This window comes from Allobosea sp. NPDC055332, from assembly GCF_053645455.1.
Window position 1 is genome coordinate 460,712 of record NZ_JBSHMO010000002.1, and the last position, 26,256, is coordinate 486,967.

Here is a 26,256-nt window from a genome sequence, read left to right on the forward strand (position 1 = left end):
CAGTGCTCAGGCCTTCGCTGCGGCGATGTAGCCGAGCCCGCGCACGGTCTCGATGACGTCGACGCCGAGCTTCTTGCGCAGGCGGCCGACAAAGACCTCGATCGTATTGGAATCGCGGTCGAAATCCTGGTCGTAGAGATGCTCGACCAGTTCGGTGCGCGAGACCACGCGGCCCTGGTGGTGCATCAGATAGGCGAGCAGCCGGTATTCGTGCGAGGTGAGTTTGACCGGGTTGCCGTCGACGACGACGCGGCTGGCGCGTGTGTCGAGACGAACGGGGCCGCAGATCAGCTCGGCGGTCGCATGGCCGGCGGCGCGGCGCAGCAGGGCGCGGACGCGGGCGAGCAGTTCCTCGATATGGAAAGGCTTGACGACATAGTCGTCGGCGCCGGCGTCGAAGCCCGAGACCTTGTCGCTCCAGCGGTCGCGCGCCGTCAGGATCAGCACCGGCATGGTCTTGCCGGCCCGGCGCCAGCCCTGCAGCACCGCGACGCCGTCGACCTTGGGCAGACCGAGATCAAGGATCACCGCGTCATAAGGCTCGGTCTCGCCGAGATAGAGCCCTTCCTCGCCATCGAACGCCTTGTCGACGGCATAGCCCGCGTTCTCCAGCGCATTGACGATCTGGCGGTTGAGGTCCTTGTCGTCCTCGACGACGAGCAATCGCACGGCGGGTTTTCTCCGATTGGCGGATCAGAAACGCGGCATAGCGGAACTAGCGGATATCCGCCACCTTGCCCGAGGCGCCGTCGAGCGTGACCCGGGCAACGCGGCCGTCGCGCTTCATCGTCGTCACCACATAGATGAACTCGTCGCCCTGGCGGCAGAGCCTGATCCGCAGGACTTCGCCGGGCGCGGCCTCGCGGGCATGGCGGGAGGCAACCGCAGGCTGCATGACCTTGCCGTCCGACACCGCCTCGCGCGTTTCCTGCGCCGACAGGCAGGAGATCGGCTGCGGCGAATCGACCGGCTCCACCGGCGAAGCGGTGGCGGTCACGAGCGCGAGAATCGCGACGTTTGGGTCGAGCAGCATCATCGCCATGGGCTAGCCCGGTACGCGTGAATGCGCCATGAACATCGGCGTGAGGCTAGCTCAGCGGACCGCGACGAGTCCACGCCGGGCAAGCCCAGCTCCCGCGACGACGCTGAACTGCACCAACTCGACGTCCAGCGCGCTCTGAGGGCCGCTGAAATCGGCGAGTTCCTGCGCCGTTTCGTAGAGCACGGCGGCTGCACCTGTCTCGAAGACCCTGACGATGTCGTCGCCGACACGGATCGTCACGCGATAGTGTTCGGTCTCCTCGCCCAGTGGCACCTCGACAGCCTCCCAGGAATCCCCGCCGACGCGGCTGCGTCGGATCCAGCTCAAGGCGATACCTGACAGCGAGCGTCGGGCTCGCGGGCGGACCGGCGCCAGCGGCCGCAATGGTGCCGTCCCGACCGTGGCGGAGAGCTCACGCATCAATGCTGCCGCAACATCGGCATTGGGCGGGCCGATCCGATATCGGAGATGACGGCCGACATCGTCGAGGTTCGTCGTCAGCGGGACCGCAGCACCGTCGAGCACGACGACGCGCGCTCCCGCAGCCAAAGTCCGCGCCGCCGCTGCCTCCGAACCGCCGAGCCCGCGCACCATCTGCGACAGCCGGAATGTCCGCGTTCCGATCAGTTCGACCCGCGCCGACGTCAGGATCTCGACCTCTCCCGCCGCATCGACAAAGGCGAGCGCGTTGGCACCGGCCAAGGCGGCCTCCGAGGCAACGGAAGCGAGATTGCCGCCACGCAAGCGGACATCGACCGAGGCGTGCCGATCGGTCCGCCAGAGCGGCCCGGGCGCGAGCACCGTCAGGCTCTCGCCCATGATGGAAGGTGCCGCGACGATGCCGGCCAGCGCGAACGGCATGCCCTCGGCGGCGCGCCAGATCGCAAGCCCGCCGGGCCAGGGATCGGCGAAGGCCGCGAGCGATTGCAGAGGCGGCGGTGTTTCCCGCGCAATCGGAAGATCAAGGATCAGCGCGTCCGGCCGTCCGGCGACCCGCGGAGTCACCTTCGGTGGACGTTCGCCGTCTCCCGCTCCGGCTGCCGCACCACGATAGATCGCCGGCTCGACCGCGCGCGCATCGGCGCGCCGCGTCGGGCCGTCGCTGATCCGCGTCAACCGGAACAGGCGCGGCTGCCCTGCAAGCTCGAGCGAGACGATATCGCCCGCTTCGAGACCGATGCAGCGCGGCGACAGCTCCAGTTCGAGCGTCTCGCGGCCGGCCCAGATCTCCTGCAGCCGCTGATCGGCGAGGCGCTGCCCTTCGCCACGACGCGTGACCACCGGCAATTCGACGGCATTCTCCCGGCGCGCGGCTCCGGCAAGGCGCCGCGAGCGGGCCGTCACCTGTCGATAATCATTGTTCCCGTCGATATGGACGAGGCGCAGCTCGCGCGGCAGCTCGCTCTCCTGCGCCCGGCGCAGCTCGAAGGGCTGGCCGTCGCGATCGAGCACGAGATCGTCGATCGACAAGGCGTGCGCGACAGTCGCGGCGCGACCACGGAAGGCGAGCTTGCCGGAGGACATCACGGCATCGAAGCCGAATGCCTGGGCCAGCGGCTCGAGCGCCTGCCGCGCCGAGACCGGCCGGTCGAGGACGAAACCATCGACGAAGCCGTCGATGGCGACTTCCTCTGGTGCCGGGAGGCCGTAGTCGGTCAGGATCGCTCGCACCAGCCGGTCGAGCGTTACGCCTTCGAGCCGGCCGTTGATCCAATGGCCCGTCTCATAGTTCGCTCCGTCGGCCCAGACCGAGGCCAGCTCCGGGAAGGCCGGGAACGGCCTGGCATCCCAGGTCCAGACGAAAATACTGGCCGGATCGACCATGCGCTGGCCGAGCGAGAGCGAGGTCGGATTACGCTGCGGATCGAACCCTGGGAGCGCAGGATCAAATCCCGACAGTATCGCCTCCAGCCCGCGCGCCTGGACGAGGTCGTCGCGCGCCCTCGTCGAGAAATGCGGATAGCCGCCATCAATCGATTTCGGATCGGGGAAGACGTTCGGCGAGTTGCCGCCCTTGTCGACTGCTGGCAGGCCGATCTCGGTCAGCCAGATCGGTTTCGAGCCCGGAAGCCAGCCGGTCGCGCCGATCTCCATGCCGCCGAAGCGTTGGACATGCGGATTCAGCCACCAGTTCGGCAGGTCCTTCTGGCGGAAGATCCAGGGCTTGCCGAAGGCGCCGTCCGCAATCGGCAGACGCATCTGGGCCTGGCGGCCGGCGAAGCTGGCATAGTACCAGTCGTAGGCTTCTCCAGACGTCAGCCTGCTGCGCAGATGATCGACGTCGGCAGGGCCGCGCGCGATGGCGATATCGGCATGGTCAGGCGTATCGCGCCAGTCGGAGAGCGGGGCGTAGTAGTCGATGCCGATCGCATCGATATGCGCGCTCGACCAGAGCGGATCGAGCGGAAAGCGGACCTCCTGCCCGCCATCGCGAACATGGGCGCCATATTCGGTCCAGTCGGCCGCATAGGTCAGTTTGGCCGGCGTCGGCAGAATGGCGCGGACCTCGACGGCAAGCGCAACGAGCCCGTCGACCATGGGATAGGAGCCGGATGCCGCACGGACCCGTGTCAGGCCGACCAGTTCGGAGCCGATGATGAAGCCCTCGACCCCGCCGGCCGCCTTGGCGAGCATGGCCGCATGCAGCACTGCGCGGCGGAAGCTCCATTCGTCCGGCCGCGCGCAGACGACCTTGTCGCCATCGAGCGAGAAATCGGCCGCAGTCGCAGCGCCGAGGAAATTCGCGATCTGGTCGGCCGCGGCCGACGTTCCGTCGGGCGATCCGGACTGGCCCGGAGCCGGGGAGCACGTGATCCTGCCACGCCAGGGATAGGACGGCTGGGAAGCGTTGCCGGTGTGCGGATCAGGCAGCGCGTTGCCGGCCGGCACGTCCATCATCACGAAGGGATAGAGAACGACTTCGAGCCCATAGACTTGGCGCAAGCGCCGGATCAGAGCGATCACGCTTTCGTCCGAGGGCGTGCCGCCATAGGCCGGTCGGCTGCTCGACTGGCTGACGATGCGCGCGCTTGCCCGATCCAGACCAGCGACCAACCACGGTGCATCCGGGGTGTTCTTGTCGGCGATCTCGACGCGCGGCGCGATGGTGCAGGAACCGGCGCGCAGATCGTCGCCGAACCAGCTGACGACCAGCGAGATCCGCCGCAGGTAGGGGCAGAGCGCCAGCAGATGCCCGATCGCACCATCGATATCGGTGGCGCTGTGCAATTGATGTCGGTTCTCGGCGATGGTGACGCCGGCTTCAGGTTCCTGGTTGATCAGGGTCGGCTGGTAGATGAATTCGCTCGCCCCAGGGATCAGAGTGACCGCGCGGATCATCTCGCCAAGCCCCGGCACCGCGCGCACCACCTCGAAGGAGAATTGCGGCACGCGATTGCCGTAATCGGCGAGCGGAAAGCGCTCGAACACGACATAGGCCGTGCCGCGATAGGCCGGCGCCGCGCCGGCCTCCTTGGCTGAGATCAGCGGATCCGGCTCCTGGTTCTCGAAACCGCGATGGATGCGCAGCGTGACAGCGTTGAAGTCGATCTCGCGCCCATCGGCCCAGATCCGGCGCACGAAGGCGATCGGCCCCTCGCAGACCGCAACCGCGAGATTTGCGTAGTAACTGTAGGTGGTCTCGTAGGTCTTCTGCGCCTTCTGACCGCCTTTGCCGCCGCTCTTGGTACGGGTGACGGTGGTCGTCACCTCCTCTTCGAAGCGCGTCGCCCAGATCAGTTGGCCGCCGAGCCTGGCCCGACCGTAGACGCGCGGAATCGGCGCCCCTTCGGTCGAGGCGAGACCATCGATCTCCTTCAGGCGCGGACCTTCGACGATACGCGTGCCACCCCCGCCGCCGAAGAGACCCTGGTCGAGGCTCGCACCGGCGATCGCGCCGAGCGAACGGCCGATCATGGCACCGAACGGGCCACCGACGGCCGCGCCGAGCACCGAACCGGCGACCTGCAGAACGAGCGTGGCCATCAGGCATCGAGCTCCGGAAAGACAAAGGCATGGCTGAGATGGCGCCGCCACCAGCCGGTGAAGGCGACTTCGCCGACCGCGGCACCGTCATGCGCGTGCAGGATGCGGTCCGCCTCGGTCAGGATGGCGCAGTGCGCCGCCGGCAGATGGGCGCGCCAGCGGAAGAGCAGCACATCGCCCGGACGTGCCGTTTCAGGCTCGACCGGAACGAGATGACGTTCCGCTGCCAGCGCCAGCGTCTCGCCCGCGCCCTGTTGCGCCCAGTATGGCGAATAAGGCGGCGTCGGCTCGGGCTCGTCGCCATAGAGGTCACGCCAGACGCCACGCACCAGCCCGAGGCAATCGCAGCCGACGCCGCGCAGCGACGCCTGGTGGTGATAGGGCGTGCCGAGCCAGCCGCGCGCGGCGGCGACAATCCGCTCCCGTGACACATCGATGCCCGTCATCGGAACAGGCTCCCGCCGTCGAACGGACCAGCGCCAGGGCTGCCGGCGCCGGTGCCGCCGACGATGAAGTCGTTCCCCGGCAGATGTGGGAAGCCGCGGAAATTGACGCCGTTGCCGAACTTGTCGCGGCAGGTGGCGAAGCGCTTGTCGCAGCCGGGGAAAGCCATGAAGAAGTCGCCGATTGCGATCGGGCGCGGCGCCGCCTGCCAGAGTTGCAGAACGACGGCGCCGTCTGCATTGCGATGGCTGCGGATCTCGGTCGAGAATCCGACATTCTGGCCTGCCTGGAACGTCAGCCGCCCCCCGCTGAAATGCCCGTCCTGGAAACCGCCGAGAACCGGCGCCGTGACGGTGAGCCGGCCGTCCGTAGCTGCAACCATCCCCGGCGCCGGAAGCACCGGCGCACCGCAGCGATTATCCCCTAGATCGGCAGAACAGGTCGCCGTGTAGAGCCGCCCGCGCTCTTCGTCGAAGGCCTTGCCGAGCCCGCGAACCTCGGCGGTGAAATTGCTGTCGCTGCGCTTCACCTCGCCGACGAAACCCGTCTCCAGTAAGGTGCGCTGGCCGGGGTCGGCCCAGTTGACCAGCCAGAGGGCGACACGGGCGTCATCGTAAAGGCCACGCGACAGATCCTCTTCGTTGAGGCCGCTTGCTGCGAGGGCCCCGAGCACCTCGCCGCCACTGGTGGCAAAGCCGAGCTCCGAGCTGGTTTCTGCGGCTTCCAGGCCGGCGTTCGCGCGAAACAGGATGCTGTCGAAGGAAAGATCGCGATCGTGATCAGTGAAGCCGAGCACCGCGCCGTCACGGCGGGTCAGGCTCCAGCACCGGCAAAGCGTGGTCGCCTCGCCGGCGACATGCGCGGCGAGCCCAGGGGATAATGTCCGCATGGCAAAGCCTCAGTCGGCGATCTCGACGATCGGGATCTTGGGGATGTCGCCGGCCTCGAAGGCCGACAGATCGACCTCGATCGCATCGGTGTCGAAGCGAACCGGAACGTCGAAGGAAAAGCCGGCGCTGACGACGGCGCCGGCAGGCGGGGCATGGCCGACCACGAAGGTGACCGTACCGCTGGCGTAATCGCAGGACACGGCCGTCGGCTGCGCCTGCGCGACACCGTCGACAGCGATCAGCACTGTTCCCGCGACAGGCTTGGTAATGCGGCGGACATAGGGCGCATGCAGGCCGCCATAGAGTTTGCAGAGCTGGAAAACCCGCGTCGCGCCGTCGCCGACGCCGATCTGCTGATCGCTCGCCGCGGGCGTCCCGGAGGGGGCACAGCTCTTCCAGTCGAGCTGATCACGCCAGCGAAAGCCATAGAGCCGGCCGCGCCTTTCCTCGAAGAAGCCGACGACCTCGGCCAGCGCATCGAACGTGCGGATGCCGAAGCCGGCGTCGTAGCGTCGGCGCGAATGCGCCCAGCGGCTGTTGCGGACCTCCCGACCCGAGGCCAGCGCCACGACCTGGGTCAGCCGCTCCGGCCCACCGCGGGCGCCGCGGGCGATTCCCGGCGGGAAGCGCACCTCATGGAAGCCGCTCATGCCGCCTCTCCCTGTCCTGTCGTCACGCGGGGCTCAGAGGGCCCGGTTGCCGCGCGCCACCGCGCGCGCGATCGCCGCCGAGACCTGCGCCTCGGAGCGGCGGAAGCTGTCTGCATCCGGCGTCGAAACCTGGACGGTGACGCTGACCGGGCGCCGATCACCGCTACCGCCAGCCCGCACGCCGAGCTTGCCGTCAGGACCACGGGAGAGAGGCATGATCGCCTCCGCCCCGCGTTCGCCCATCAGTCCGAGCCCACGTCCCATGGCGAAATAGGAGGGCGCGGCAACGACACCGCCATCGGCGAAGAAGGTCACCGGCGGGCTGCTGCCACCGCCAACACCTCCCGAGAAGAGCCCGGCCAGGCTGTTGATGCCGGAGCCGAGCCAGCTGGAGATTGCGCTCTGCAACGGCTTCAACGCCGATTTCAGCAGGCTCTGGCTCAGCGAGGTGCCGATGCTGCGCAGCACGTCCTCGAAGCGCTTGCCCTCGATGATGCCGCTGGCGAAGGCCGTGGTGATCGATTTGCCGAAGGCTTGCGCCGACTTGGTCAGGCTCTGGGTCAGCGTGTTCAGCGAGCGCAGGCCGCCGGCGTCGAAGGAGGTGGAATAAGAGGAGGAATCGTCTTCGTCAGCCATCGGCGCCGCCTTTCCACTCGTCGTTACGGGAACTGAGGTCCGGATGAGCCCGCATCAGCTCATCCAGCGTCCCCCGCGAAGGCGGTTCGCCCGCCTGGGCTGGCCGATGGGCCTCGATCGCGGCCAGGATTTCGCGCGGGCTCGCGGCCCAGAACGCGTCCGGCGTCCAGCGCAGGCGCCCGAGCCCGAAGGCCATCACCTCGCGCCAGGGGAACGGAACCGCCGCCGGAGCCTTCAAGCCGACGGCGGCGACTGAGGGCGGGTTTCCGCCCCCTCGCCCGCCGGCGCGAAGGTTGCGTCGAGCAATGCGATCGCCGCGGCGATGGCGCCGTTGAGCCCACCGTCGAAGTGTAGCGCCGCGACCTCGTCAGCAGCGAGCGTCCCCCCGGCGCCGCGCAGCCCGGCTGACAGGATGCGCGTGATGTCGCGGGCCGAGAGGCGGCCGGCCGCGAAGCGCTCGCCCAGCGCCGGCAGGTTCTCGACCGCGAAAGCGTCCTCGAGCTCGGCGAGCGCGGCGAGAGTGAGCCGCATCGGCAGCGCCCGCCCCTCGACCATCAGCGCGACCTCGCCCCTGTAGCGATTGACCATACGGCCTCTCCTCAGGCGAGCGTGAAGCTGAGCTGGCCGGCCGATTCCAGCGACAGCTCGAAGGTGACTTCGGCAGCGTGGTCGCCGCGATATTCGAGCGTCGAGAGCTGGAACGGCCCGGTGATCACGCCGAAATCGGGCACGATCACCTGCCAGTCGCGGATCGCGCCGTCGAAGAAGATCTGGCGCACCAGCGCGTCCGAGGCTTCGTCCTTGAAGATGCCGGCGCCGCTGATGCTGGCGCGGCGCATGCCGGCTCCCGCCAGCAATTCGCGCCAGCGCCCGGCCGACTCGGCATGGGTGACATCGACCGCCTCGGCATTGAAGGCGATCTGGCGGGCGCGCAGGCCCGCCACGGTGACGAAGCTGCCGCCAGCATCGGCAGCCTTGAGCAGCAGGTCCTTGCCTTTCTGGGCGGGCATCGACGGTCCTTTCGTAAGGGTCAGAGCGCTTCAGTGACGGCCCGGAAGGTCAGCGTCACGGTCGGCAGATGAGTCTTGGGATCGCGGGCGAGTTTCGAGGCGAGCCAGCCGAGATTGACGAGCCGATGGCCTTCAAGCGCGAGCGCTGCGCCTTCCAGGCTGGCGACGATGCGCGCTGCCGCCTCGAGCGCCTTGCGCGAGGAGGCGCTCTCTCCGGCCCAGATGGTCAGGGAGAACTTCTGCTCGCAGCCGCGATCGCTGCCGGTCGACCAGTCCTCGGCCGTGACCTCGCCATGGACGACGTAGAGCCCACTGAGGGCACGCGGCGGCTCGTCATGGATGCGACCGGCCCCGATCAGCGCCGTCAGCCCGATATCAGCGGAGAGATGCGCATGGATGGCGCGGCGCAGCGGCAGGATGGCATCGCTCATCGGCTGACCTCCTCGACCAGGCAGACGAGGCGCCGGCGGCTGCCATCGGGATCGCCGACCGCACGGATCTCGAATATCTGGTGGCCATCACGCAGGCGCTGGCCGGTGTCGACGCCACTGCGCCAGCGCAGGGTGATGCGGTGGCTCGCCGCCTGTTCGGGCCGCTCGCCGCGCCAGCGCTCGTTGCCTGAGAGCCATTCGAGCTGGGCCCAGACGGCGGCGATCGTTTCGAAGCTGCGCAGCTGGCCACCAGCGCCATCCGCCGTCTCGATGGGAGCCTCCAGCAGCAGGCGCCGACGCAGTGCGCCGACGGGGCGGCGTCCCTTCGATGTCTCGCGGAGCATCACAGCCTCACGCGGCGAAAGGGCGCGACGAGCGCGGCGATCTCGGCCGGCAGCCGTAGTGCATCACGGCTGACCACGTCGCCGCGATGTTCGAACCAGCGGCAGGCGAGTCGCAGCACGGCCTGCCGCAACGGCGCCGGCACCGTATCGCGCGTTGCGCCGAAACCGGCAACGAGGTCGACCTCGACCGCGGCATGGGCGCGGCCGGGAGACGGAACCGGCCCGGTAACCCTGATCAGCGGTGGATCAGAGCCCTCGACCAGAGTCAGCGACGACGGCACAATGGTTTCTGCAGCGCCAACGGCAGGATGAACGCGTGCAGCGGTGAGGCTGCGCATCGGTGAGAGCGGCAGGCGGATCTCACCGCTCTGCGGCCAGGCGTCGAGCACGATTCGCCAGCCCTGCTCGATCAGCAGGCGTCCGGAGGCGGCCTCGATCATCAGCCTTGCCGCCGTGATCAAGGTCCCGAGCAATTCGTCCTCGTCATCGGCGATGATCCGCAGAAAGTCCTTGGCTTCCGACAGCGAGACCGGCTCGATGGCCGGCGGCGTCAGCGCGAGCGGCGTCATGGTCCTTCCTCTTTCCGGTTTGAACAGTGCCAGCGATGCTGTATCGAGCCCGGCCCGACAGCGGAGACGGCTCGATGCGTGGCAGAGCGGCGATTGCACTGACGACCCTGACAGCAGCACTCGCTGCGCCCTGGCCCGCCTCGGCGGTGGTCGGCGGGCGCGAGGGCGGCCCTCTCGCCGGCGCGACCCTGATGATCCTCAATGCACGCGGCGGCGTCTGCACCGGTATCGTGCTGTCGCGCCGCGCCATCCTCACTGCCGCCCATTGCGCCGATGCTCGCGTCGACCTGCGCATCCATTGGCGCGACGGCGGCGAGCCCGTGCTGATCGAGCCGGCGGCGATCGCCCTTCATCCCGAATTCAACGCCAAATCCGTCACGAACCGGCAGCGTTCGATCGATCTCGCCCTGGTCAGGCTTAGCGCGCCGCTGCCGGCGCGCTTCTCGACCGCGACGCTCGTCGACAGCGGCCTGCCGCGAGCCGGAGCGCCGGTCACGCTCGCAGGCTACGGCGTCGCGCGCGAGGGCGAGGCGAAGACGACCGGCACCTACCGTTCGGCCTCGCTCGCCACCGTCGAACCTTACGGACCCGGCAAGATCCTGCTCTGGGCCTCGGACCCGTCGACCGGCGGAAAGCGGCCGGGCGCCGGCGCCTGCCAGGGCGATTCCGGCGGGCCGATCCTCGCAGGCTCAGACAGCGTCGTCGCCGTTTCCAGCTGGTCGACCGGACCGTCAGGCAAGCAATGCGGCCTGCTCAGCCAGGGCGTTCTCGTCGCGCCCCAGCGCAGCTGGATCGACCGCACATTGTCCGGCTGGGGCGAGAGCGCCGACTGGACTACCGCTCCCTGATCGCTTGCGGCTGCGAAGAGCACTGGACTGCGCCGCAGCAAACCCTAGACTGGCACCATGGCAATGATGGCCTCGACCATGATCTCTTCAAAGCGCGCCGCGACTATCGCGGTCGCTTTTTGCGCCGGCCTGCAGATGACTGCGCCGGCACAGGCAGTGATCGGCGGCGTGCAGTCGCGTGCGATCGACGGCGTGCGCGCCTCGACCTTGCGGGTCGAGACCAGCCGTGGCGAGCTCTGCTCCGGCGCTGCGATTTCCTCCGAGCTCGTGCTCACCGCAGCACATTGCCTGATGACCGGCGGCTCGGTGCGCGTGATCAGCCTCGACAAGCGCTTCCGCAACCGCACCCACGCGGTCGCGGCCGTGCTGCCGCATCCGACCTTCGTGCCTGGCACGACGCCGCGCACCCAGCCCGGCGCGGACCTGGCGCTGCTGCGCCTCGCCGCACCGCTGCCGGCCGACATCCAGCCACTGACGCTCGGCAGCGGCCTGTGGCAGGGCGAGACCGTGACCATGGCCGGCTTCGGCCTCGCCTCCGAGACCAACAAGAAGACCGCGCGCACCCTGCGGGAGGTCACGCTTGTCAACGCTGGCAACTACACCACCGCCAACACCGTCAAGGTCGCGGTCGACACCGAGAACCGTGGCGAGATCCTTGGCGCCGGCGCCTGCCGCGGCGATTCCGGCGGACCGGTGTTGCGTGGTCCGGCCGGATCGCGTGATCTCGTCGGCATCGTCTCCTGGTCGAGCGGCCCCTTGAGCTCGCGCGTCAAGCTGATTTGCGGTGGCTTCACCGCGATCACCCCGATCAACGACCACCGTGCCTGGATCGCCGAGGCGAGCGAGCGGCTGCTCAACTATGGCGATGAGCCGCGCCAGGCGGGCGAGAATGCCCGCCCGAGTGCGAGCTACAGCTGGTGGTTCGGGCGTTAGCCGGGGTCAGGCCGAGAACTTCAGTCCCTTGATCGCGGCGAAGTCCTGCACGCCGCCGCCGACGCGCTTGGTCGTGTAGAACAGCACGTGTGGCTTGGCGGAGTAGGGATCGCGCAGGATGCGCACGCCCGCCCGGTCGACGACGAGATAGCCGCGGCGGAAGTCGCCGAAGGCGATCGAGACCGAGTCGGCCGCGATGTTCGGCATGTCCTCGGCCTCGACGACCGGGAAGCCGAGCAGGGTCGCCTGCGCGCCCGCCGCGGCCGGCGGCTGCCAGAGATACTGGCCGGTCGAGTCCTTGAACTTGCGCACCGCGGCTTGCGTCTTGCGGTTCATCACGAAGCTGGCGTTCTGGCGATAGCCGGCCTTCAGCGCATAGACGAGGTCGACCAGGATGTCGGACGGGTTCGAGGCGGCGAAAGCGCCGGCGACGCCGGTCTTCAACGTGCCGATATTGCCCCAGCTCCAGCTCGCATCCGCGACGGTCGGATAGGCCAGGAAGCCCTTGGGCTTGTCGATGCCGTCACCTGCGACGAAGGCCGCGCCCTCCTGCTCGGCGAAGGTACTCTCGACCTCCTCGGCGATCCACTGGTCGATGTCGACAATCGCGTCGTCGAGCAGGGTCTGCGTCGCCGCCGGCATGGCATAGAGCTCCATCGCCGGAAAGGAGAGCTCGGCCAGCGTCGGCGTGCCGGTCTGCGGACGCGCCGCCGTCTCCGCCACCCAGCCGGAAGCCGGGCCGGTGGTGGAGAAGGCCTTCTTGTAGGTCCCGGAGGAGATGGTGCGGACCGTCGCGATGGAGCGGATCGGCGACACCGTCGCCAGGCGCCGCAGGATCTCGCCCTCGACGGTCGAGGGCGCGAGATAGCCGCCATCCGGGCCGGAGCCGGCCGAGAGCGCCTTGGCCTCGAGCCGCTTAAGACCGGTCGCCTCGCCATGGCGGACATAGGACGCGAAGGCGGCCTTGTGCTCAGCCACAGCCGGGTCGCGATCCTCGCTCGCGCCCAGCGCCGGCCGGCGACTGTCGAGGCTCAGCCGGTCGAGCCGGCGGCGGGTCTCGTCGAGTGCGTCGTCGAGGCGAGCGAGCTTCTCGCCGGTGAGCACGTCGCCGCCCATGCGGGTCTCGAGCTCAGCCAGACGCTCGTCATTGGTGGCGCGGTAGGCCTCCAGCGTATAGCGCAGATCGTCATAGATGGCGGCGGCCTCGCCGGTCGCCTTGATCTCGGGAGCCTGGTTCGGCGCAGTCATGGGTTCTCCTGTGGTTCTGCGGCTTCAGGTGGATTTTTCAGGCGATGGCGGCACGGCAGGGTGGGCGCAGCGCCTTGACGGCGCTGACCCGGGCCTGCGGCAGCATCGGGAAGGTGACGAGCGAGATCTCCCAGAGGTCGACCTTCTCCAGCCGGCGCAAACCGGTGCGCGGCTCGCTGCGGGCACGCTGCGAGCGGAAGCCGATCGAGAGTCCATCGACGGCACCGTCGCGCATCAGCGCATGCAGCTCGCGGGCGCGCCCCACGGCCAGCGAGAGCCGGCCGCGGACATAAAGGCCGCGCGAATCCTCGCGCAGGTCGAGCCAACGGCCGATCGGCTCAGTCGGATCATGCTGCCAGAGCATCCTGATGCCAGCGGCGCCGCGGCGGGCGAGACTGTCGCGGAAAGCGCCGGGCTCGACCACGTCCTTGCCGAGATCGGCGATGCGGAACAGGCTGGCATAGCCCTCGAAAGCGCCGTCCGGCTCGACCCGGGCCAGCGGCTGCGCCAGGAACTTGGCCTCGCGCGCCAAGGCGGGATAACGGGGCATGGCAGCTCTCATCGCGCCCCTCCCCGCCCGCCGCGCCCACCGGAGTCGAGCTGCCCGAGCGTCTCGAAGAAGCGGCCGAACACCTCGCGCGGCTGGCGGCCGGGACGCGGCGCGGCCACACCCGATCTGACAGCCGCTGGAGCCGGCCTGGGCGGCTTGCCACCGGTCTTGCTCATGAATCCCCTCCCTCGTAGCGGGCGTTGAAGCGGGCGAGCTCGCGCACGAACTCGTCGAAGCGTCGGTTGGCGGCGATCAGCTCGCGTAGGGAAAACAGCGCGAGTCCCGAGGCGCAGAAGGCCCAGAGCAGCAGCGCGAGATGGCCGAGATCGCCGCGCGCAACGATGCCCGCCGCGGCTTCATCGAACGGGCTCATGACGATACCTCCCGGCGGCCATAGCCGACCGCCTCACGTTTCTCGTCCTCGCTAAGGAAGCCGGCTGCGGAGACGCGCCGCCACAGCGACTCCCGCTCCTCCGCCAGCGCCTCGATTGCATCGAGATCGGGCTCCAGCACGAGCGCATCGCCGAAGGCCGGCCCGAGCCATTGCGCCAGAGACTGCGCCGTGCGCCGAACCAGCGGGATCAGCGTCTGGCGCCAGAAGGCGCGGTTGGCCTCGGCGAAATTGGCATGGGTGTTGTCGCCGGGCAGACCGAGCAGCAGCGGCGGCACGCCGAAGGCGAGCGCGATCTCGCGGGCGGCGACGCCCTTGGCGGCGACGAAGTCAAGCTCGGCTGGCGACAGCGACAGCGGCTTCCAGTCGAGCCCGCCTTCGAGCAGCAGCGGGCGCCCGGCATTGCGCGCGCCCTGGAAGCCGTCCTCCAGCTCCTGCTTCAGCCGCTCGAACTGCGCCTCGGTCAGCGTGCCGCCTTCGGGCCCGTCATAGACCAGGGCGCCGGAGGGCCGTGCCGCATTGTCGAGCAGGGACTTGTGCCAGGCGCCGGCGGCGTTGTGGACATCGAGCGAGCAGGCGGCCGCCTCCACCGGCGAGAGGCCGTAATGGTCGTCGACGGGATGGAACAGCGACAGATGCAGGATCGGCGGCAGCGCACCCTCATCTTGGCGAAAGCGGACCGTCTGCGCGCCGACGGTATAGTCATAGGCCTCGGGCCAGCCGTCGCGGCCGGGCACCACGCGCATCCGGTCGGGCCGCAGCGCATGGAGCTCGCGCGGTTCGCGGCCGATGCTCGCCGCCTCGACATAGGCGTTCCCGGCGACGAGCAGATGACCGTAGAGCATCTCGCGGAAGGCGATGCCGCCCTGGCGCGGATTGGGCCGCTCGATCAGCGCCAGGGCTGGATGCTCCGGCATCTCGCGCCCGCCGACCTTGGCGATCAGCTGCGTCTGCGCTGCCGCCTCGGCAATCAGACGGACGCAGCGATGCACCACCGGATTGCGCTGATAGCCCTCCCTTGCGAGCGCGCCGTAGTCGCGCGGCGTCCAGACTGGGCGGCCGGCCTCGTGCAGCGCGATCAGCGGCCCGACGCGCGAGCGCTTCTGTTCCGGCGCGGCGTGGCCGCGCAGGCTGCGAAGGAAGTTGAGCATAGGTTTCTCGCTGTTGTTGCGGCGGTCGGGCGTTAGAGCCCCCTTACCCGCGGCCGCCCTTTCGGCCCGAGCATCAGATGCGTCAGCGCCCAGACCAGCGCGTCGAGGCGGTCAGGCGAGCGGCCGGAACTCAGCCCAGTCGGGCCGAAATCGCACATCTCGTCCTCAAGTGCCGGAAAGGCGCCGGCATGGCGCACCCGGCCCTGCGCATAGAGCGCCGCCACCGGCTCGGCCCGCAGGAATTTTCCGCGCGAAGCCCGGACGGCTGTGACCGGCACGCCCGGATCGACCTCGCGGATGACGCTTGTCGCCATCTCGCCGCCCTGGTTGACCTCGACGACCAGCGCGTCGGCGTCCAGCCGGCGATAGAGCGCGACGGCGGCTTGCGCCCACTCATGCGGCTTGGCGCCGGCGAGCGTCGCATCCGCTAGCACATGGCCGATGCCATCGCGATCGGTGCCGGCCGCGACGAGCCCGCAGCTATCGGCCCGCTTCGACGAAGAGGCCGGCGGATCGATCGCCACGACGATCCGCGCCAGCGGCGGCGCCTCGCTCTCGCGGCATTCCTCGATCAGCGCCCGGCTCCAGAGCGCATCGGCGCTCTCCTCGACGATCTCGCCTTCGAGCTCCTGCCGGCCGAGCCGGGTGCCGCCATAGGCTTGGCTCACGCTGTCGAGAAAGCTCGGTGCCAGATTGAAGCGATTGGCGCGGGTCGCCGCTCGGCTGACAGCGACTCTGGGATCGTCGAGTAGCCTCTTGATCAACGGCAGCGGGCGCGGCGTCGTCGTCACCACCTGCCTTGGGCTATCGCCGAGTCTCAGGCCGAGCTGCAGCATGTCCCAGGTCTCCTGAAGGTTCGGCCACTTCGCCAGTTCGTCGGACCAGGCGGCACCGAATTGCGGCCCGCGCAAACCTTCCGGGTCCTCGGCGGTGAAGACCTGCGCGATCGCGCCATTGCCCCATTCGAGCCGGCGCCGCGACGGCGACCAGATCGGCTTCTCCCAACGATGATGGATCGCGAGCAGCCCGGAGACGCCCTCGATCATCACGTCGCGAACCTGAGCCTGCGTCTCACCGACCAGGGCGATGCGGCCGACCGGCTTGGCCGCGAACGGCCATCGCCCCAGTGCCGTGCCCCGTACCCACTCGGCGCCAGTCCGCGTCTTTCCGGCGCCTCTTCCACCAAGAACGAGCCAGCTGAACCAGTCATACTGTGACGGGGGAAACTGATCAGGGCGCGCCCAAGCAGCCCAAGTCGTAAGAATAATTGGTTGCTCTTCAGGCGAGGCTGTCTCCATGAGGCGTCGCACCAGCCGCGCCCGCCTCTTCGGCGGCAAGGACCGCAAGACGGCGTCCAAGCTCGCTGCGAAGCTCATCGACCCGGCGCAATCCTTCGGCGGGGCTGGGCTCATCCTCGGACTTTCTTCCTTCCCCCGCTGCAGCAGAATCCAGAGCAACCAGCTCGCGCACCGTGCGAGCCAGCGTCGCCAGCGTCTTGGCATCGACCTCGCTCGCGGCCGTTCCGGCCGGCAACTCGGCCAGATGCGCCTCATGGGCTTCGAGCTGCGTCTGCGCCGCCTTCCAGAGCTTGCCGATCACCGCCTTGCGGCCGCGCGGCGCGGGTTTGCGCTTCGCCGCCGGCCGAGCCGGGGCGGCATCATCGCTATCGTCGGTCATCGGAAACCTCGGCTCGGACCCGACATGGAAAAGCCGCCGGCTGGACAGCGCGGCGGCTTCGTTCGTCTCAGGCACACTTCGTGAGCGTTCCCGATCTCTACCTGATCAGCGTCACGATGTCAAGGATAAAATTCCTATCGCGAGGAGATGGCTCAAACCTCTGACTTCTCCACCCATTTGATCTGGGTCTGCGGCTTGTAGGCCTCCATCTTGTCGAGCAGCGCCGCCGGATCTGTCTCCATCATCGCCATATCGCGATGGGCCTGCCACATGAAGCCGGCCCTCGTTGTATTGTCGAGGAAGGCGGCGAGCGCGTCGTAGAAGCCGTCGATGTTGAGGAAGCCGAGCGGCTTGCCGTGGATGCCGAGCTGGCTCCAGGTCCAGATCTCGAAGATCTCCTCGAAGGTGCCGATGCCACCGGACATGGCGATGAAGCCGTCGGAGAGTTCGGCCATGCGCGCCTTGCGGATATGCATGGTCTCGACCACCTCAAGCCGGGTCAGCTTGTTGTGGCCGACCTCCTTCTCGCGCAGCGCCCGCGGGATCACGCCATGGACCTCGCCGCCGGCTTCGAGCGCGGCATTGGCGACGATGCCCATCAGCCCGACGGCACCGCCGCCATAGACCAATGTCAGGCCGCGTTTGGCGATGGCCGTGCCCATGGCGCGAGCGCCCTCGGCATGGACGGGATCATGGCCCGGGCTCGAGCCGCAGAAGACACAGACTGATTTCATGAGGCGAGTGCTTGCAAGATGCGGGCCCAGGAGCGCTGGCCCTTATGGAAGGAGGACAGGTCGTATTTCTCGTTCGGCGAATGGACGCGGTCGTCGTCGAGGCCGAAGCCGACGAAGAGCGTATCGAGCCCGAGCGTGCGCTTGAAATCGCCGCCGACGGGAATCGAGCCGCCGCTGCCGATCGAAACGACGCGGCCACCCCATTCCTCGCCCAAAGCCTTGCGCGCCTTCTGCAGCACGGGAGAATCGACCGGAACGGCCAGCGCCGGCGAACCGGAATGGCTGATGAACTCGGCGGTGACATCCTCCGGCAGCCGCTCGCGCACGAACTGGTGGAAGGCGGCAGCGATCTTGGCCGGGTTCTGGTCGCCCACGAGGCGGAAGGAGACCTTGGCCGAGGCTTTGGCCGGGATGACGGTCTTGCTGCCCTCGCCCGTATAGCCGCCCCAGATGCCGTTGACGTCGCAGGTCGGGCGCGACTGGATCTGCTCGATCAGCATGCGACCGCGCTCGCCGATCGAATGCTTCAGCCCGATCTGGCCGAGGAATTCCTTCTCGGTCAGGTTGAGATCGGCCCATTCGGCCTTCTGGGCGTTTGTCGGCTCGTGCACGCCGTCATAGAAGCCGGGGATGGTGATCCGGCCGGTCTCGTCATGGATCTCGGCGACGATCTTGGTCAGCACATGGATCGGATTCGCAGCCGCACCGCCAAACAGGCCCGAATGCAGGTCTCGGTCGGCCGCGCTCAGGCGCACCTCCTGATAGACCATGCCGCGCAGGGTCGAGGTGATCAGCGGCGTGACGCGATCCCACATGCCGGTGTCGCAGACCAGCGCGAAATCAGCCTTCAGCTCGGCCGCGTTCGCCTTGATGAAGCTCGGCAGGTTGACCGAGCCGGACTCCTCCTCGCCCTCGACCAGGATGGTGAGGCCGATCGGCAGGTCGCCGGTCTCGGCGAGTGTGGCGCGGATGGCCTCGATGAAGGTCATCACCTGGCCCTTGTCGTCGCAGGCGCCGCGGGCAAGGATCACCTTGCGTCCCGGCTCGACCTCCTTGACGACCGGCTTGAACGGGTCGTTGTCCCAGAGTTCCAGCGGATCCACCGGCTGAACGTCATAGTGGCCATAGAACAGCGCATGCGGCGCGCCGGGCTTCGGGCGATGCGCCAACACGACAGGATGGCCGCCGGTCTCGCGCAGTTCGGCCTTGAAGCCGAGGCCTTCCAGATCACGACGCAGCCATTCGGCCGCCTGACGCGTCTGCGCATTGAAGGCCGGATCGGTCCCGACCGAGGGGATTTCGAGCCAGGAGGACAGGCGAGCCAGCGACGCGTCGAGATCGGCGTCGAGGCGAGAAAGAACTGCGGGAAGCTGGGACATGGCGCTCACTGGAGGCTGATTCCGGTGGCGCCATCATGCCCAGTCACGCGCCGGACGCCAGCCGTCCGCGCGCATGACGGCAGATTGATTATCGCTTTCCGCCCGTCAGGCTCCCGAGCACGCCACGCAGGATCGCGTTGCCAACCTGCCGGCCGATCGAGGTCGCGGCCGAGCGCGCTGCCGAGGTGATGATCTTCTCGGTCATGCTCTGCGGCAGCGGCCCGCCGCGACTGCCCGGCCCGGTCTTCGGGCGCTCCTTCGGGCCGCCGAGCCAGCCGCCTATCGTGTCGAGGATGCCGCCGCCACCGTCCGTGGAGGCCTCGACCGGCGAGCCGTCGGCATTCATGCCCTTGCGCTTCATCAGCGCCTCATAGGCCGACTCCCGGTCGACCATGGTGTCGTATTTGCCGGTGAAACCGGAGTCGCGCATGCACTGCGCCCGCTCCTGCGGCGTGATCGGGCCGACCTGCGCCATCGGCGGGGCAATCAGGCAGCGCTCGACCATGGTCGGCGAGCCCTTGCCTTCGAGGGTCGAGACCAGCGCCTCGCCAACTGCGAGCTGGGTGATCGCCTGCTCGGTGTTGATCTTCGGGTTCTGCCGGAACGTCTCGGCCGCGGCCCTGACAGCCTTCTGGTCACGCGGGGTGAAGGCGCGCAAAGCGTGCTGGACGCGATTGCCGAGCTGGGCCAGCACGGTGTCGGGGATGTCGAGCGGGTTCTGGGTGACGAAATAGACGCCAACGCCCTTGGAGCGGATCAGGCGCACCACCTGCTCGACCGCGGTCAGCAGCGCCTTGGGCGCGCCGTTGAAGAGCAGATGCGCCTCGTCGAAGAAGAAGACGAGCTTGGGCTTGTCGAGATCGCCGACCTCCGGCAGCTGCTCGAACAGCTCCGAGAGCAGCCAGAGCAGGAAGGTGGCGTAGAGCCGCGGATTGGCCATCAGCTTGTCGGCGGCCATGATGTTGACGATGCCGCGGCCGTCGCGATCGGTCTTCATCAGGTCGTTGATGTCGAGCGCCGGCTCGCCGAAGAACAGGTCGCCCTTCTGGTTCTCCAGCACGAGCAGGGCGCGCTGGATCGTACCGACCGAGGCGGAAGTGACGTTGCCATATTTGGTCGTCAGTTCCTGCGCATTCTCGGCGATGAAGGCGAGGATCGCGCGCAGGTCCTTGAGGTCGAGCAGCAGCAGCTTCTGCTCGTCGGCGATGCGGAAGGCGATGTTGAGCACGCCTTCCTGGGTATCGTTGAGGTCGAGCAGGCGCGCCAGCAGCAGCGGGCCCATCTCCGAGATCGTGGCGCGGACCGGATGACCCTGCTCGCCGAACACGTCCCAGAACACGGTGGTGAACTGATCGGGCTCGTATTTGAGGCCCAGTTCCTCGGCGCGCTTGACGAAGGGCGGCTTGGAGTTGCCGGGCGCGGCGATGCCGGAGAGATCGCCCTTGATGTCGGCGGCGAAGACCGGCACGCCATGCTTGGCGAAACCTTCGGCCAGCACCTGCAGCGTCACCGTCTTGCCGGTGCCGGTCGCGCCGGTGACCAGGCCGTGGCGGTTTGCGAGCTTGAGCAGCAGCACCTCCGGCTTCTCGCTCTTGCCGATCAGGATCGTGCCGTCATCCGCCATGGTCGCGCCTGTTCCGTTGCCATAAGGTCGTGGAAAGGGTGTAGCGAAACGAGAAGTTGGGCGGAAGCATGAAGATCGCTTCCATCGTAGATAGTTTATGTATAAACTATCTCGGGAAACGCCGGATGACTCGGCAAGAGAGGACCGCACGATGGATGAACTGATCTCCCGCATCATGGCCGCTTCCGGCCTCGACCAGTCGCTGGCACAAAAGGCGATCGGCATCATCCTCGCCTTCCTGCAGAAGGAAGGTCCTGCGGCCGAGATCGGCCAGCTGATGGCGGCGCTTCCGGGCGCGCAGGAGCTCGCCGAGGCTGAAGGTGGTGCCAAGGGCGGCCTGCTTGGCACGATCGGCGGCATGATGGGCGGTGGCGGCGGCGTTATGGCGCTCGGTGGCCAGCTCATGGGCGCCGGCCTGTCGATGGGCCAGATCCAGAGCGTCTCGAAGGAGATGTTCGCGGTCGGCCGCGAGAAGGCGGGCGAGGACACGATGGGCGCGATCGTCGGCGCGATCCCCGGCCTCGGCCAGTTCGTCTGAGCTGAAGCATTCCTCAGAAAAGATCGGAACGCCGCCCCACCGGGCGGCGTTTTTGTTTGCAGGCATAGGAGTTCCCTGTCGCGGGGATCGGTATTTCGGCACGGCTTTCCGACCAAGGGGGCATTTGCGTTCGCGCCGAGCCATGGCAATCAGGACTTCGCGGTTGCACAATGGACCGCCAATTGGGCGTGTGATCCACCGCCTCACAGGAATGGCGGGAGGAACGCGTGCAAGGAGTTCGTTGCTGATGACCTCGACAGTCCTCGCCGACCTGCCCTTCATGGACGCCTTCGCCACGCCGGGCGAAGCGCAGTGGCGCGCCGCTGTCGACAAGGTGCTGAAGGGCGCCGACTTCGAGAAGAAGCTGGTCGGGCGGACGGCGGACGGTGTCCGGATCGAACCGCTCTACGAGGCGTCAGCCGGGCAAGGCGCCCGACCACTACGCGCGGAGGTCGGACGCTGGCGCGTCGCGGCGCGCGTCGATCATCCGGATACAACTGAAGCGTCGAGGCTCGCCCTCGCCGAGCTGGAAGGCGGCGCCGATTCCCTCAGCCTGGCTTTCGCCGGTGCTCCTGCGGCGCGTGGCTTCGGCCTTACCGCAGCGTCTGTCGAGGCACTCGACATGGCGCTCGACGGCGTCATGCTCGATCTTGTCAGGCTGCGGCTCGACCCGGCGCCCGGCGGGCGCAAGCAGGCACTGCTGCTGGCCGATCTGGTCGAGAAGCGCGGCCATGCGCCCTCCTCGCTCCAGATCGATTTCGGCATGGAGCCAATCGGCGTGCTCGCCAGTTCGGGTGCGCTCGCGGTGCAATTGCCCGAGCTCGGAAAGCGCATCGCCGGGACGATCACCACGCTGAAGTCTCGCGGCTTCACCGGCCCCTTCCTCGCCGCCGATGGCCGGATCTGGCACGAAGCCGGTGCGACCGAAGGACAGGAACTCGGCGCGGTGCTTGCGACTGCGGTGACCTATCTACGCCTGCTGGAAGCGCAGGGCATCCCGCTCGCCGAGGCGCGCGACGCGATCTCCTTTACGCTGGTCGCCGATGCCGACGAGTTCGTCACCGTTGCCAAGCTGCGGGCCGCCCGCCTGCTCTGGGACCGGGTGCAGCGCGCCTGCGGGCTCGATCCGAAGCCCGTCTTCATCCATACCGAGACGGCCTGGCGCTCGCTGACCCGCCGCGATCCCTGGGTCAACCTGCTGCGCGGCACCATCGCCGCCTTTTCGGCCGGCGTCGGCGGCGCCGATTCGATCGGCGTGCACCCCTTCACCGCCGCGCTCGGCCTGCCCGACGGTTTCGCCCGGCGCATCGCTCGCAATACGCAGCTGATCCTGCTCGAAGAAGCCAATCTCTGGCGCGTCGCGGACCCGGCCGCCGGTGCCGGCGGCTTCGAAGCGCTGACGCAGGCGCTATGCGAACAGGGCTGGCGCAAGTTCCAGGACCTCGAAGCCGAAAGCTCCGGGGACTTGACCGGCCTCGTCGGCGCGCTCGCCAACGGCCATATCCAGAAGGGGCTGGCACGCGAGCGCGATGCCCGGGCCAAGGCGATCGCAACCCGGCGCGAGCCGATCACCGGCACGAGCGAGTTCCCGAACCTGTCGGAAGCCTCGGTGTCGGTGCTGGCCCCGCCGCCGGCACCTGCGTCCGGCAGCGATGGGGGCGGCGATGCGATCACGGTTGAGGCCCTGCCGAGCATCCGCCTGGCCGAGCCGTTCGAGACGCTGCGTGCCAGCGCTGACATAGCCGAAGCCGCTGGCGAGCGGCCGAAGGCGTTCCTTGCCACGCTGGGCTCGATCGCCGGCTTCACCGCCCGCTCCGGCTTCGCCCGCAACCTGTTCGAGGCCGGCGGCATTGTCGCGCCCTCCGGCGACGGCTTCGCCAAGGCCGGCGCGACCGATCTCGACGCGCTCATCGCGGCCTTCCGCGCGTCCGGCGCAAAACTCGCCTGCCTCTGCGGCTCCGATGAAGCTTACGCTGCCGAAGCGGTTCCCGCTGCGGCGGCACTGACCGCCGCAGGCGCAACCGTCTGGCTCGCCGGCCGCCCGGGCGAGCAGGAGGCGGCATTGCGCGAGGCTGGCGTCACCAACTTCATCTTCGCGGGCTGCGACGCCATCGCCGTGCTGCAGGATGCGCTGGCGATCGCCATATCCCCGGTCAGCACCAGCAAGGGATAAGCATGCCGATCGCGCTCACCATCGCCGGTTCCGACTCCAGCGGCGGCGCCGGCATCCAGGCCGACCTCAAGACCTTCGCCGCGCATCAGGTCTATGGCGCCAGCGTCATCGTCGCGCTGACGGCGCAGAACACCACGGCCGTGACCGCGATCCATCCGGTACCGGCCGATTTCGTCGCCGCACAGATGGATGCGGTCTTCGACGATCTCGCAGTCGATGCGATCAAGATCGGCATGCTCGCCACCGCCGAGCTGATCGAGACCGTGGCCGATGGGCTCGAACGCCACAACGCGAAGAACATCGTGCTCGATCCGGTGATGATCGCGGCCTCGGGCGGGCGGCTGCTGCAGGAGGACGCGATCGAGGCGCTGAAGCGCCGCCTGCTGCCGCTCTGCACGATCGTCACACCCAACCTGCCCGAAGCCGCAGCCCTGCTCGGAATCGCCATGGCGGAAACCGAGGAGGCCGCGGCCGAGCAGGCCGAAGCGCTGCTCGCGCTCGGCGCGGCCAATGTCCTGGTCAAGGGCGGGCATGGCACCGGCGACGCCAGCGTCGACATCCTGATCGGTCGGGATGGCCGGCGCGAGCGCCTGGTCGCGCCGCGCATCGCCACGCAGAACACCCACGGCACCGGCTGCACCTTGTCCTCGGCGATCGCGTCGGGCCTTGCCCACGGCCTCGCTCTCAATGAGGCGGTGGCGTTGGCGAAACGCTATATCTCGGCCGCGATCGCGGCCTCGGACGCGGTCAAGGTTGGCCGTGGCCACGGACCGGTGCATCATTTCCACCATTGGTGGGACAGGCCAGACGGGAGCAAGCCATGACCGCGATCCCGGATTTCACGAAGCTCGCCTTCGCCGATACGGCAGCGACCGCCACTGCCCCGCAGAGTTCGGGCGAGCTCTGGCAGACGCCGGAGGACATCCCGGTCAAGCCGCTCTACACGGCCGCCGACCGCGACGGACTGCCCTTCGTCGATACACTCCCCGGCATCGCGCCCTATCTGCGCGGCCCCTACCCGACCATGTACGTCAACCAGCCCTGGACGATCCGGCAATATGCCGGCTTCTCCACAGCGGAAGACTCGAACGCCTTCTATCGGCGCAACCTCGCCGCCGGCCAGAAGGGACTGTCGGTCGCCTTCGATCTCGCCACCCATCGCGGCTATGACAGCGATCATCCGCGCGTCGGCGGCGATGTCGGCATGGCCGGCGTCGCGATCGACTCGATCTACGACATGCGCACGCTGTTCTCCGGCATCCCGCTCGACCAGATGAGCGTGTCGATGACGATGAACGGCGCAGTGCTGCCGGTGCTGGCGCTCTATATCGTCGCGGCGGAAGAACAGGGCGTACCGGCGGCCAAGCTCTCGGGGACCATCCAGAACGACATCCTCAAGGAGTTCATGGTCCGCAACACCTATATCTACCCGCCCTCGCCCTCGATGCGGATCATCGGCGACATCTTCGCCTACACCTCGGCGAACATGCCGAAGTTCAACTCGATCTCGATCTCCGGCTACCACATGCAGGAGGCAGGAGCGACGCAAGACCTCGAACTCGGCTACACCCTCGCCGACGGCGTCGAGTATATCCGCGCCGGCCAGCAGGCGGGGCTCGGCGTCGACGTCTTCGCGCCGCGGCTCTCCTTCTTCTGGGCCATCGGCATGAACTTCTTCATGGAGGTGGCAAAGCTCAGGGCCGCGCGGTTGATCTGGGCCAAGCTGGTCAAGGATTTCGGGGCGCAGAACGAGAAGTCCCTCCCCCTGCGCACCCACTGCCAGACCTCCGGCTGGTCGCTGACCGCGCAGGACGTCTTCAACAACGTGCCACGCACGATGATCGAGGCGATGGCGGCGACGCAGGGGCACACCCAGTCGCTGCACACGAACGCGCTCGACGAGGCGCTGGCGCTGCCCACCGACTTCTCGGCCCGCATCGCTCGCAACACCCAGATCGTGCTGCAGCAGGAGAGCGGCACCAACCGGATCATCGATCCCTGGGGCGGCTCCTATTATGTCGAGCGGCTGACCGCAGAGCTCGCGGCGAAAGCTTGGGGCCATATCCAGGAGGTCGAGAAGCTCGGCGGCATGGCCAAGGCGATCGAGGCCGGCATCCCCAAGCTGCGGATCGAGGAAGCCGCCGCCAAGACACAGGCGCGCATCGACGGCCGTCAGCAATCGATCATCGGCGTCAACATCTTCAAGCCGGAGAACGAAGCGGCGATCGACGTACTCAAGGTCGACAATGCCTCGGTCCGCGCCCAGCAGCTCGACAAGCTCCGGCGCCTCAAGGCCGAACGCAACGAGGCCGAGACGCAAGCGGCCCTCGCCGCGCTGACCAATGGCGCGCAAGGCGATGGCAACCTGCTCGACCTCGCCGTCAAGGCGGCACGGGCCAAGGCGACCGTCGGCGAGATCTCGCTGGCGATGGAGAAGGTGTTCGGGCGCCATCGCGCCGAGATCAAGGCGATCTCGGGCGTCTACAAGCGGGAGGTCGGCGAGATGAACCCTGCCGTGACGCGCGTGCAGTTGATGTGCGAGGCCTTCGAGGAGGCGGATGGGCGTCGGCCGCGCATCCTCGTCGCCAAGATGGGCCAGGACGGCCACGATCGCGGCCAGAAGGTGATCGCCTCGGCTTTCGCCGATCTTGGCTTCGATGTCGATATCGGCCCGCTGTTCGCGACCCCGGACGAGGCAGCACGCCAGGGCGTCGAAAACGACGTCCACATCATCGGCGTCTCCTCGCTGGCGGCTGGTCACCTCACGCTGGTGCCGGAGCTGAAGGCGGCGCTCGCCAAGGCCGGACGGCCCGACATCATGATCGTCGTCGGCGGCGTGATTCCGCCCCAGGATTTCGATGCGCTGATCGCGGCCGGCGCCTCGGCGATCTTCCCGCCCGGCACCGTCATCGCGGATGCGGCCGAGAAGCTGCTGGAGGAGCTCAACCAGCGCCTGGGCTACACGCAGAAAAGCGCGGCGGAGTGATCCGCCGCGCTCAGTTGGCCTTCA

29 protein-coding genes are annotated in these 26,256 nt (G+C 68.2%); 6 read left to right on the forward strand and 23 right to left on the reverse strand.

Annotation, left to right across the window (positions count from 1 at the left end):
• Positions 1–6 precede the first annotated feature (6 nt).
• Genes ACWIGM_RS10825 through ACWIGM_RS10885 form a run of 13 tightly spaced genes read right to left on the reverse strand, consistent with a single transcriptional unit; the run spans position 7 to position 10,000 of the window.
• The gene (locus ACWIGM_RS10825; protein WP_110490706.1) at positions 7–669 is read right to left on the reverse strand and encodes a response regulator transcription factor; all 663 of its coding nucleotides are present in this window, start codon (positions 667–669) and stop codon (positions 7–9) included.
• Positions 670–715: 46 nt separating this feature from the next.
• On the reverse strand, positions 716–1,042 hold the full coding sequence (locus ACWIGM_RS10830; RefSeq protein ID WP_454025946.1) for a PepSY domain-containing protein: 327 nt from the start codon (positions 1,040–1,042) through the stop codon (positions 716–718).
• 51 nt (positions 1,043–1,093) lie between these two features.
• Complete coding sequence (locus ACWIGM_RS10835; protein WP_454025947.1) at positions 1,094–5,026, reverse strand: baseplate multidomain protein megatron; 3,933 nt, start codon at positions 5,024–5,026, stop codon at positions 1,094–1,096.
• Positions 5,026–5,472, reverse strand: coding sequence for an NlpC/P60 family protein (locus ACWIGM_RS10840; RefSeq protein WP_454025948.1), 447 nt, complete (start codon positions 5,470–5,472; stop codon positions 5,026–5,028). Before ACWIGM_RS10840 ends, ACWIGM_RS10835 begins: the two co-directional genes overlap by 1 nt.
• Positions 5,469–6,359: a DUF2163 domain-containing protein gene (locus ACWIGM_RS10845; protein WP_454025949.1), complete on the reverse strand. Its 891-nt coding sequence runs from the start codon at positions 6,357–6,359 to the stop codon at positions 5,469–5,471. Before ACWIGM_RS10845 ends, ACWIGM_RS10840 begins: the two co-directional genes overlap by 4 nt.
• Positions 6,360–6,368: 9 nt before the next feature.
• Positions 6,369–7,010: a phage distal tail protein, Rcc01695 family gene (locus ACWIGM_RS10850; protein ID WP_454025950.1), complete on the reverse strand. Its 642-nt coding sequence runs from the start codon at positions 7,008–7,010 to the stop codon at positions 6,369–6,371.
• A gap of 33 nt (positions 7,011–7,043) precedes the next feature.
• The gene (locus tag ACWIGM_RS10855; RefSeq protein ID WP_454025951.1) at positions 7,044–7,646 is read right to left on the reverse strand and encodes a phage tail tape measure protein; all 603 of its coding nucleotides are present in this window, start codon (positions 7,644–7,646) and stop codon (positions 7,044–7,046) included.
• Positions 7,639–7,884 (reverse strand): phage tail assembly chaperone, encoded by a 246-nt coding sequence (locus tag ACWIGM_RS10860; protein ID WP_454025952.1) that lies wholly within the window; start codon positions 7,882–7,884, stop codon positions 7,639–7,641. The genes ACWIGM_RS10855 and ACWIGM_RS10860 overlap by 8 nt, the downstream gene beginning before the upstream one ends.
• Positions 7,881–8,234, reverse strand: a complete 354-nt coding sequence (locus ACWIGM_RS10865; RefSeq protein ID WP_454025953.1) for a gene transfer agent family protein — start codon at positions 8,232–8,234, stop codon at positions 7,881–7,883. Before ACWIGM_RS10865 ends, ACWIGM_RS10860 begins: the two co-directional genes overlap by 4 nt.
• A gap of 11 nt (positions 8,235–8,245) precedes the next feature.
• Positions 8,246–8,656 carry a phage major tail protein, TP901-1 family gene (locus ACWIGM_RS10870; protein ID WP_091831012.1) on the reverse strand — a complete coding sequence of 137 codons (411 nt, stop codon included), beginning with the start codon at positions 8,654–8,656 and terminating at the stop codon, positions 8,246–8,248.
• 20 nt (positions 8,657–8,676) lie between these two features.
• On the reverse strand, positions 8,677–9,087 hold the full coding sequence (locus ACWIGM_RS10875) for a DUF3168 domain-containing protein (RefSeq protein WP_454025954.1): 411 nt from the start codon (positions 9,085–9,087) through the stop codon (positions 8,677–8,679).
• Positions 9,084–9,431 carry a phage head closure protein gene (locus ACWIGM_RS10880; protein WP_454025955.1) on the reverse strand — a complete coding sequence of 116 codons (348 nt, stop codon included), beginning with the start codon at positions 9,429–9,431 and terminating at the stop codon, positions 9,084–9,086. Before ACWIGM_RS10880 ends, ACWIGM_RS10875 begins: the two co-directional genes overlap by 4 nt.
• Positions 9,431–10,000, reverse strand: a complete 570-nt coding sequence (locus ACWIGM_RS10885) for a head-tail connector protein (protein WP_454025956.1) — start codon at positions 9,998–10,000, stop codon at positions 9,431–9,433. Before ACWIGM_RS10885 ends, ACWIGM_RS10880 begins: the two co-directional genes overlap by 1 nt.
• Positions 10,001–10,074: 74 nt before the next feature.
• Here ACWIGM_RS10885 and ACWIGM_RS10890 point away from each other — a divergent pair, with 74 nt between their 5' ends.
• Together ACWIGM_RS10890 and ACWIGM_RS10895 are read left to right on the forward strand one after the other, a co-directional pair.
• Complete coding sequence (locus ACWIGM_RS10890; protein ID WP_454025957.1) at positions 10,075–10,848, forward strand: S1 family peptidase; 774 nt, start codon at positions 10,075–10,077, stop codon at positions 10,846–10,848.
• A gap of 78 nt (positions 10,849–10,926) precedes the next feature.
• A complete protein-coding gene (locus ACWIGM_RS10895) occupies positions 10,927–11,781 on the forward strand; it encodes a S1 family peptidase (protein ID WP_454025958.1) in 855 nt (284 codons plus the stop codon).
• 6 nt (positions 11,782–11,787) lie between these two features.
• Here ACWIGM_RS10895 and ACWIGM_RS10900 read toward each other — a convergent pair whose 3' ends face one another.
• From ACWIGM_RS10900 to ACWIGM_RS10945, 10 genes are all read right to left on the reverse strand, one after another.
• Positions 11,788–13,029: a phage major capsid protein gene (locus ACWIGM_RS10900; protein ID WP_454025959.1), complete on the reverse strand. Its 1,242-nt coding sequence runs from the start codon at positions 13,027–13,029 to the stop codon at positions 11,788–11,790.
• Positions 13,030–13,066: 37 nt separating this feature from the next.
• A complete protein-coding gene (locus tag ACWIGM_RS10905; protein ID WP_454025960.1) occupies positions 13,067–13,579 on the reverse strand; it encodes an HK97 family phage prohead protease in 513 nt (170 codons plus the stop codon).
• Between the two features lie 8 nt (positions 13,580–13,587).
• On the reverse strand, positions 13,588–13,755 hold the full coding sequence (locus ACWIGM_RS10910) for a hypothetical protein (protein ID WP_454025961.1): 168 nt from the start codon (positions 13,753–13,755) through the stop codon (positions 13,588–13,590).
• Entirely contained in the window at positions 13,752–13,952 is a 201-nt protein-coding gene (locus tag ACWIGM_RS10915; RefSeq protein WP_454025962.1) for a hypothetical protein, read from the reverse strand. Before ACWIGM_RS10915 ends, ACWIGM_RS10910 begins: the two co-directional genes overlap by 4 nt.
• Positions 13,949–15,121 (reverse strand): phage portal protein, encoded by a 1,173-nt coding sequence (locus ACWIGM_RS10920; protein ID WP_454025963.1) that lies wholly within the window; start codon positions 15,119–15,121, stop codon positions 13,949–13,951. Before ACWIGM_RS10920 ends, ACWIGM_RS10915 begins: the two co-directional genes overlap by 4 nt.
• A 32-nt stretch (positions 15,122–15,153) precedes the next feature.
• Entirely contained in the window at positions 15,154–16,419 is a 1,266-nt protein-coding gene (locus ACWIGM_RS10925; RefSeq protein WP_454025964.1) for a DNA-packaging protein, read from the reverse strand.
• Entirely contained in the window at positions 16,400–16,798 is a 399-nt protein-coding gene (locus tag ACWIGM_RS10930) for a hypothetical protein (RefSeq protein ID WP_454025965.1), read from the reverse strand. The genes ACWIGM_RS10925 and ACWIGM_RS10930 overlap by 20 nt, the downstream gene beginning before the upstream one ends.
• Positions 16,799–16,950: 152 nt before the next feature.
• Positions 16,951–17,532, reverse strand: coding sequence for an LOG family protein (locus ACWIGM_RS10935; protein ID WP_454025966.1), 582 nt, complete (start codon positions 17,530–17,532; stop codon positions 16,951–16,953).
• Positions 17,529–18,911, reverse strand: coding sequence for a M20/M25/M40 family metallo-hydrolase (locus ACWIGM_RS10940; RefSeq protein ID WP_454025967.1), 1,383 nt, complete (start codon positions 18,909–18,911; stop codon positions 17,529–17,531). The genes ACWIGM_RS10935 and ACWIGM_RS10940 overlap by 4 nt, the downstream gene beginning before the upstream one ends.
• Positions 18,912–18,999: 88 nt before the next feature.
• Positions 19,000–20,535: a helicase HerA-like domain-containing protein gene (locus ACWIGM_RS10945; protein ID WP_454025968.1), complete on the reverse strand. Its 1,536-nt coding sequence runs from the start codon at positions 20,533–20,535 to the stop codon at positions 19,000–19,002.
• A 151-nt stretch (positions 20,536–20,686) separates the two neighbouring features.
• Between ACWIGM_RS10945 and ACWIGM_RS10950 the strand changes: the two genes are divergently transcribed.
• From ACWIGM_RS10950 to scpA, 4 genes are all read left to right on the forward strand, one after another.
• Entirely contained in the window at positions 20,687–21,073 is a 387-nt protein-coding gene (locus ACWIGM_RS10950; protein WP_454025969.1) for a DUF2267 domain-containing protein, read from the forward strand.
• Between the two features lie 247 nt (positions 21,074–21,320).
• Positions 21,321–23,246, forward strand: a complete 1,926-nt coding sequence (locus ACWIGM_RS10955; RefSeq protein ID WP_454025970.1) for a methylmalonyl-CoA mutase family protein — start codon at positions 21,321–21,323, stop codon at positions 23,244–23,246.
• Positions 23,243–24,070 (forward strand): bifunctional hydroxymethylpyrimidine kinase/phosphomethylpyrimidine kinase, encoded by an 828-nt coding sequence (gene thiD, locus ACWIGM_RS10960; protein ID WP_454026976.1) that lies wholly within the window; start codon positions 23,243–23,245, stop codon positions 24,068–24,070. The genes ACWIGM_RS10955 and thiD overlap by 4 nt, the downstream gene beginning before the upstream one ends.
• On the forward strand, positions 24,067–26,232 hold the full coding sequence (gene scpA / locus ACWIGM_RS10965) for a methylmalonyl-CoA mutase (protein WP_454025971.1): 2,166 nt from the start codon (positions 24,067–24,069) through the stop codon (positions 26,230–26,232). The genes thiD and scpA overlap by 4 nt, the downstream gene beginning before the upstream one ends.
• The last annotated feature ends 24 nt before the right edge of the window (positions 26,233–26,256 follow it).

Bases quoted from the DNA above. Each gene is read 5' to 3' on its own strand.
- ACWIGM_RS10910 (WP_454025961.1), bottom strand. From the start codon at position 13,755: ATGAGCAAGACCGGTGGCAAGCCGCCCAGGCCGGCTCCAGCGGCTGTC.
- ACWIGM_RS10920 (WP_454025963.1), bottom strand. From the start codon at position 15,121: ATGCTCAACTTCCTTCGCAGCCTGCGCGGCCACGCCGCGCCGGAACAG.
- ACWIGM_RS10835 (WP_454025947.1), bottom strand. From the start codon at position 5,026: ATGGCCACGCTCGTTCTGCAGGTCGCCGGTTCGGTGCTCGGCGCGGCC.
- ACWIGM_RS10945 (WP_454025968.1), bottom strand. From the start codon at position 20,535: ATGGCGGATGACGGCACGATCCTGATCGGCAAGAGCGAGAAGCCGGAG.
- ACWIGM_RS10900 (WP_454025959.1), bottom strand. From the start codon at position 13,029: ATGACTGCGCCGAACCAGGCTCCCGAGATCAAGGCGACCGGCGAGGCC.
- ACWIGM_RS10850 (WP_454025950.1), bottom strand. From the start codon at position 7,010: ATGAGCGGCTTCCATGAGGTGCGCTTCCCGCCGGGAATCGCCCGCGGC.
- ACWIGM_RS10940 (WP_454025967.1), bottom strand. From the start codon at position 18,911: ATGTCCCAGCTTCCCGCAGTTCTTTCTCGCCTCGACGCCGATCTCGAC.
- ACWIGM_RS10865 (WP_454025953.1), bottom strand. From the start codon at position 8,234: ATGGTCAATCGCTACAGGGGCGAGGTCGCGCTGATGGTCGAGGGGCGG.
- ACWIGM_RS10955 (WP_454025970.1), top strand. From the start codon at position 21,321: ATGACCTCGACAGTCCTCGCCGACCTGCCCTTCATGGACGCCTTCGCC.
- ACWIGM_RS10855 (WP_454025951.1), bottom strand. From the start codon at position 7,646: ATGGCTGACGAAGACGATTCCTCCTCTTATTCCACCTCCTTCGACGCC.
- ACWIGM_RS10890 (WP_454025957.1), top strand. From the start codon at position 10,075: ATGCGTGGCAGAGCGGCGATTGCACTGACGACCCTGACAGCAGCACTC.
- ACWIGM_RS10905 (WP_454025960.1), bottom strand. From the start codon at position 13,579: ATGCCCCGTTATCCCGCCTTGGCGCGCGAGGCCAAGTTCCTGGCGCAG.
- ACWIGM_RS10925 (WP_454025964.1), bottom strand. From the start codon at position 16,419: ATGGAGACAGCCTCGCCTGAAGAGCAACCAATTATTCTTACGACTTGG.
- ACWIGM_RS10950 (WP_454025969.1), top strand. From the start codon at position 20,687: ATGGATGAACTGATCTCCCGCATCATGGCCGCTTCCGGCCTCGACCAG.
- ACWIGM_RS10845 (WP_454025949.1), bottom strand. From the start codon at position 6,359: ATGCGGACATTATCCCCTGGGCTCGCCGCGCATGTCGCCGGCGAGGCG.
- ACWIGM_RS10880 (WP_454025955.1), bottom strand. From the start codon at position 9,431: ATGCTCCGCGAGACATCGAAGGGACGCCGCCCCGTCGGCGCACTGCGT.
- ACWIGM_RS10840 (WP_454025948.1), bottom strand. From the start codon at position 5,472: ATGACGGGCATCGATGTGTCACGGGAGCGGATTGTCGCCGCCGCGCGC.
- ACWIGM_RS10915 (WP_454025962.1), bottom strand. From the start codon at position 13,952: ATGAGCCCGTTCGATGAAGCCGCGGCGGGCATCGTTGCGCGCGGCGAT.
- ACWIGM_RS10830 (WP_454025946.1), bottom strand. From the start codon at position 1,042: ATGGCGATGATGCTGCTCGACCCAAACGTCGCGATTCTCGCGCTCGTG.
- scpA (WP_454025971.1), top strand. From the start codon at position 24,067: ATGACCGCGATCCCGGATTTCACGAAGCTCGCCTTCGCCGATACGGCA.
- ACWIGM_RS10895 (WP_454025958.1), top strand. From the start codon at position 10,927: ATGATCTCTTCAAAGCGCGCCGCGACTATCGCGGTCGCTTTTTGCGCC.
- ACWIGM_RS10885 (WP_454025956.1), bottom strand. From the start codon at position 10,000: ATGACGCCGCTCGCGCTGACGCCGCCGGCCATCGAGCCGGTCTCGCTG.
- ACWIGM_RS10870 (WP_091831012.1), bottom strand. From the start codon at position 8,656: ATGCCCGCCCAGAAAGGCAAGGACCTGCTGCTCAAGGCTGCCGATGCT.
- ACWIGM_RS10935 (WP_454025966.1), bottom strand. From the start codon at position 17,532: ATGAAATCAGTCTGTGTCTTCTGCGGCTCGAGCCCGGGCCATGATCCC.
- ACWIGM_RS10875 (WP_454025954.1), bottom strand. From the start codon at position 9,087: ATGAGCGATGCCATCCTGCCGCTGCGCCGCGCCATCCATGCGCATCTC.
- ACWIGM_RS10930 (WP_454025965.1), bottom strand. From the start codon at position 16,798: ATGACCGACGATAGCGATGATGCCGCCCCGGCTCGGCCGGCGGCGAAG.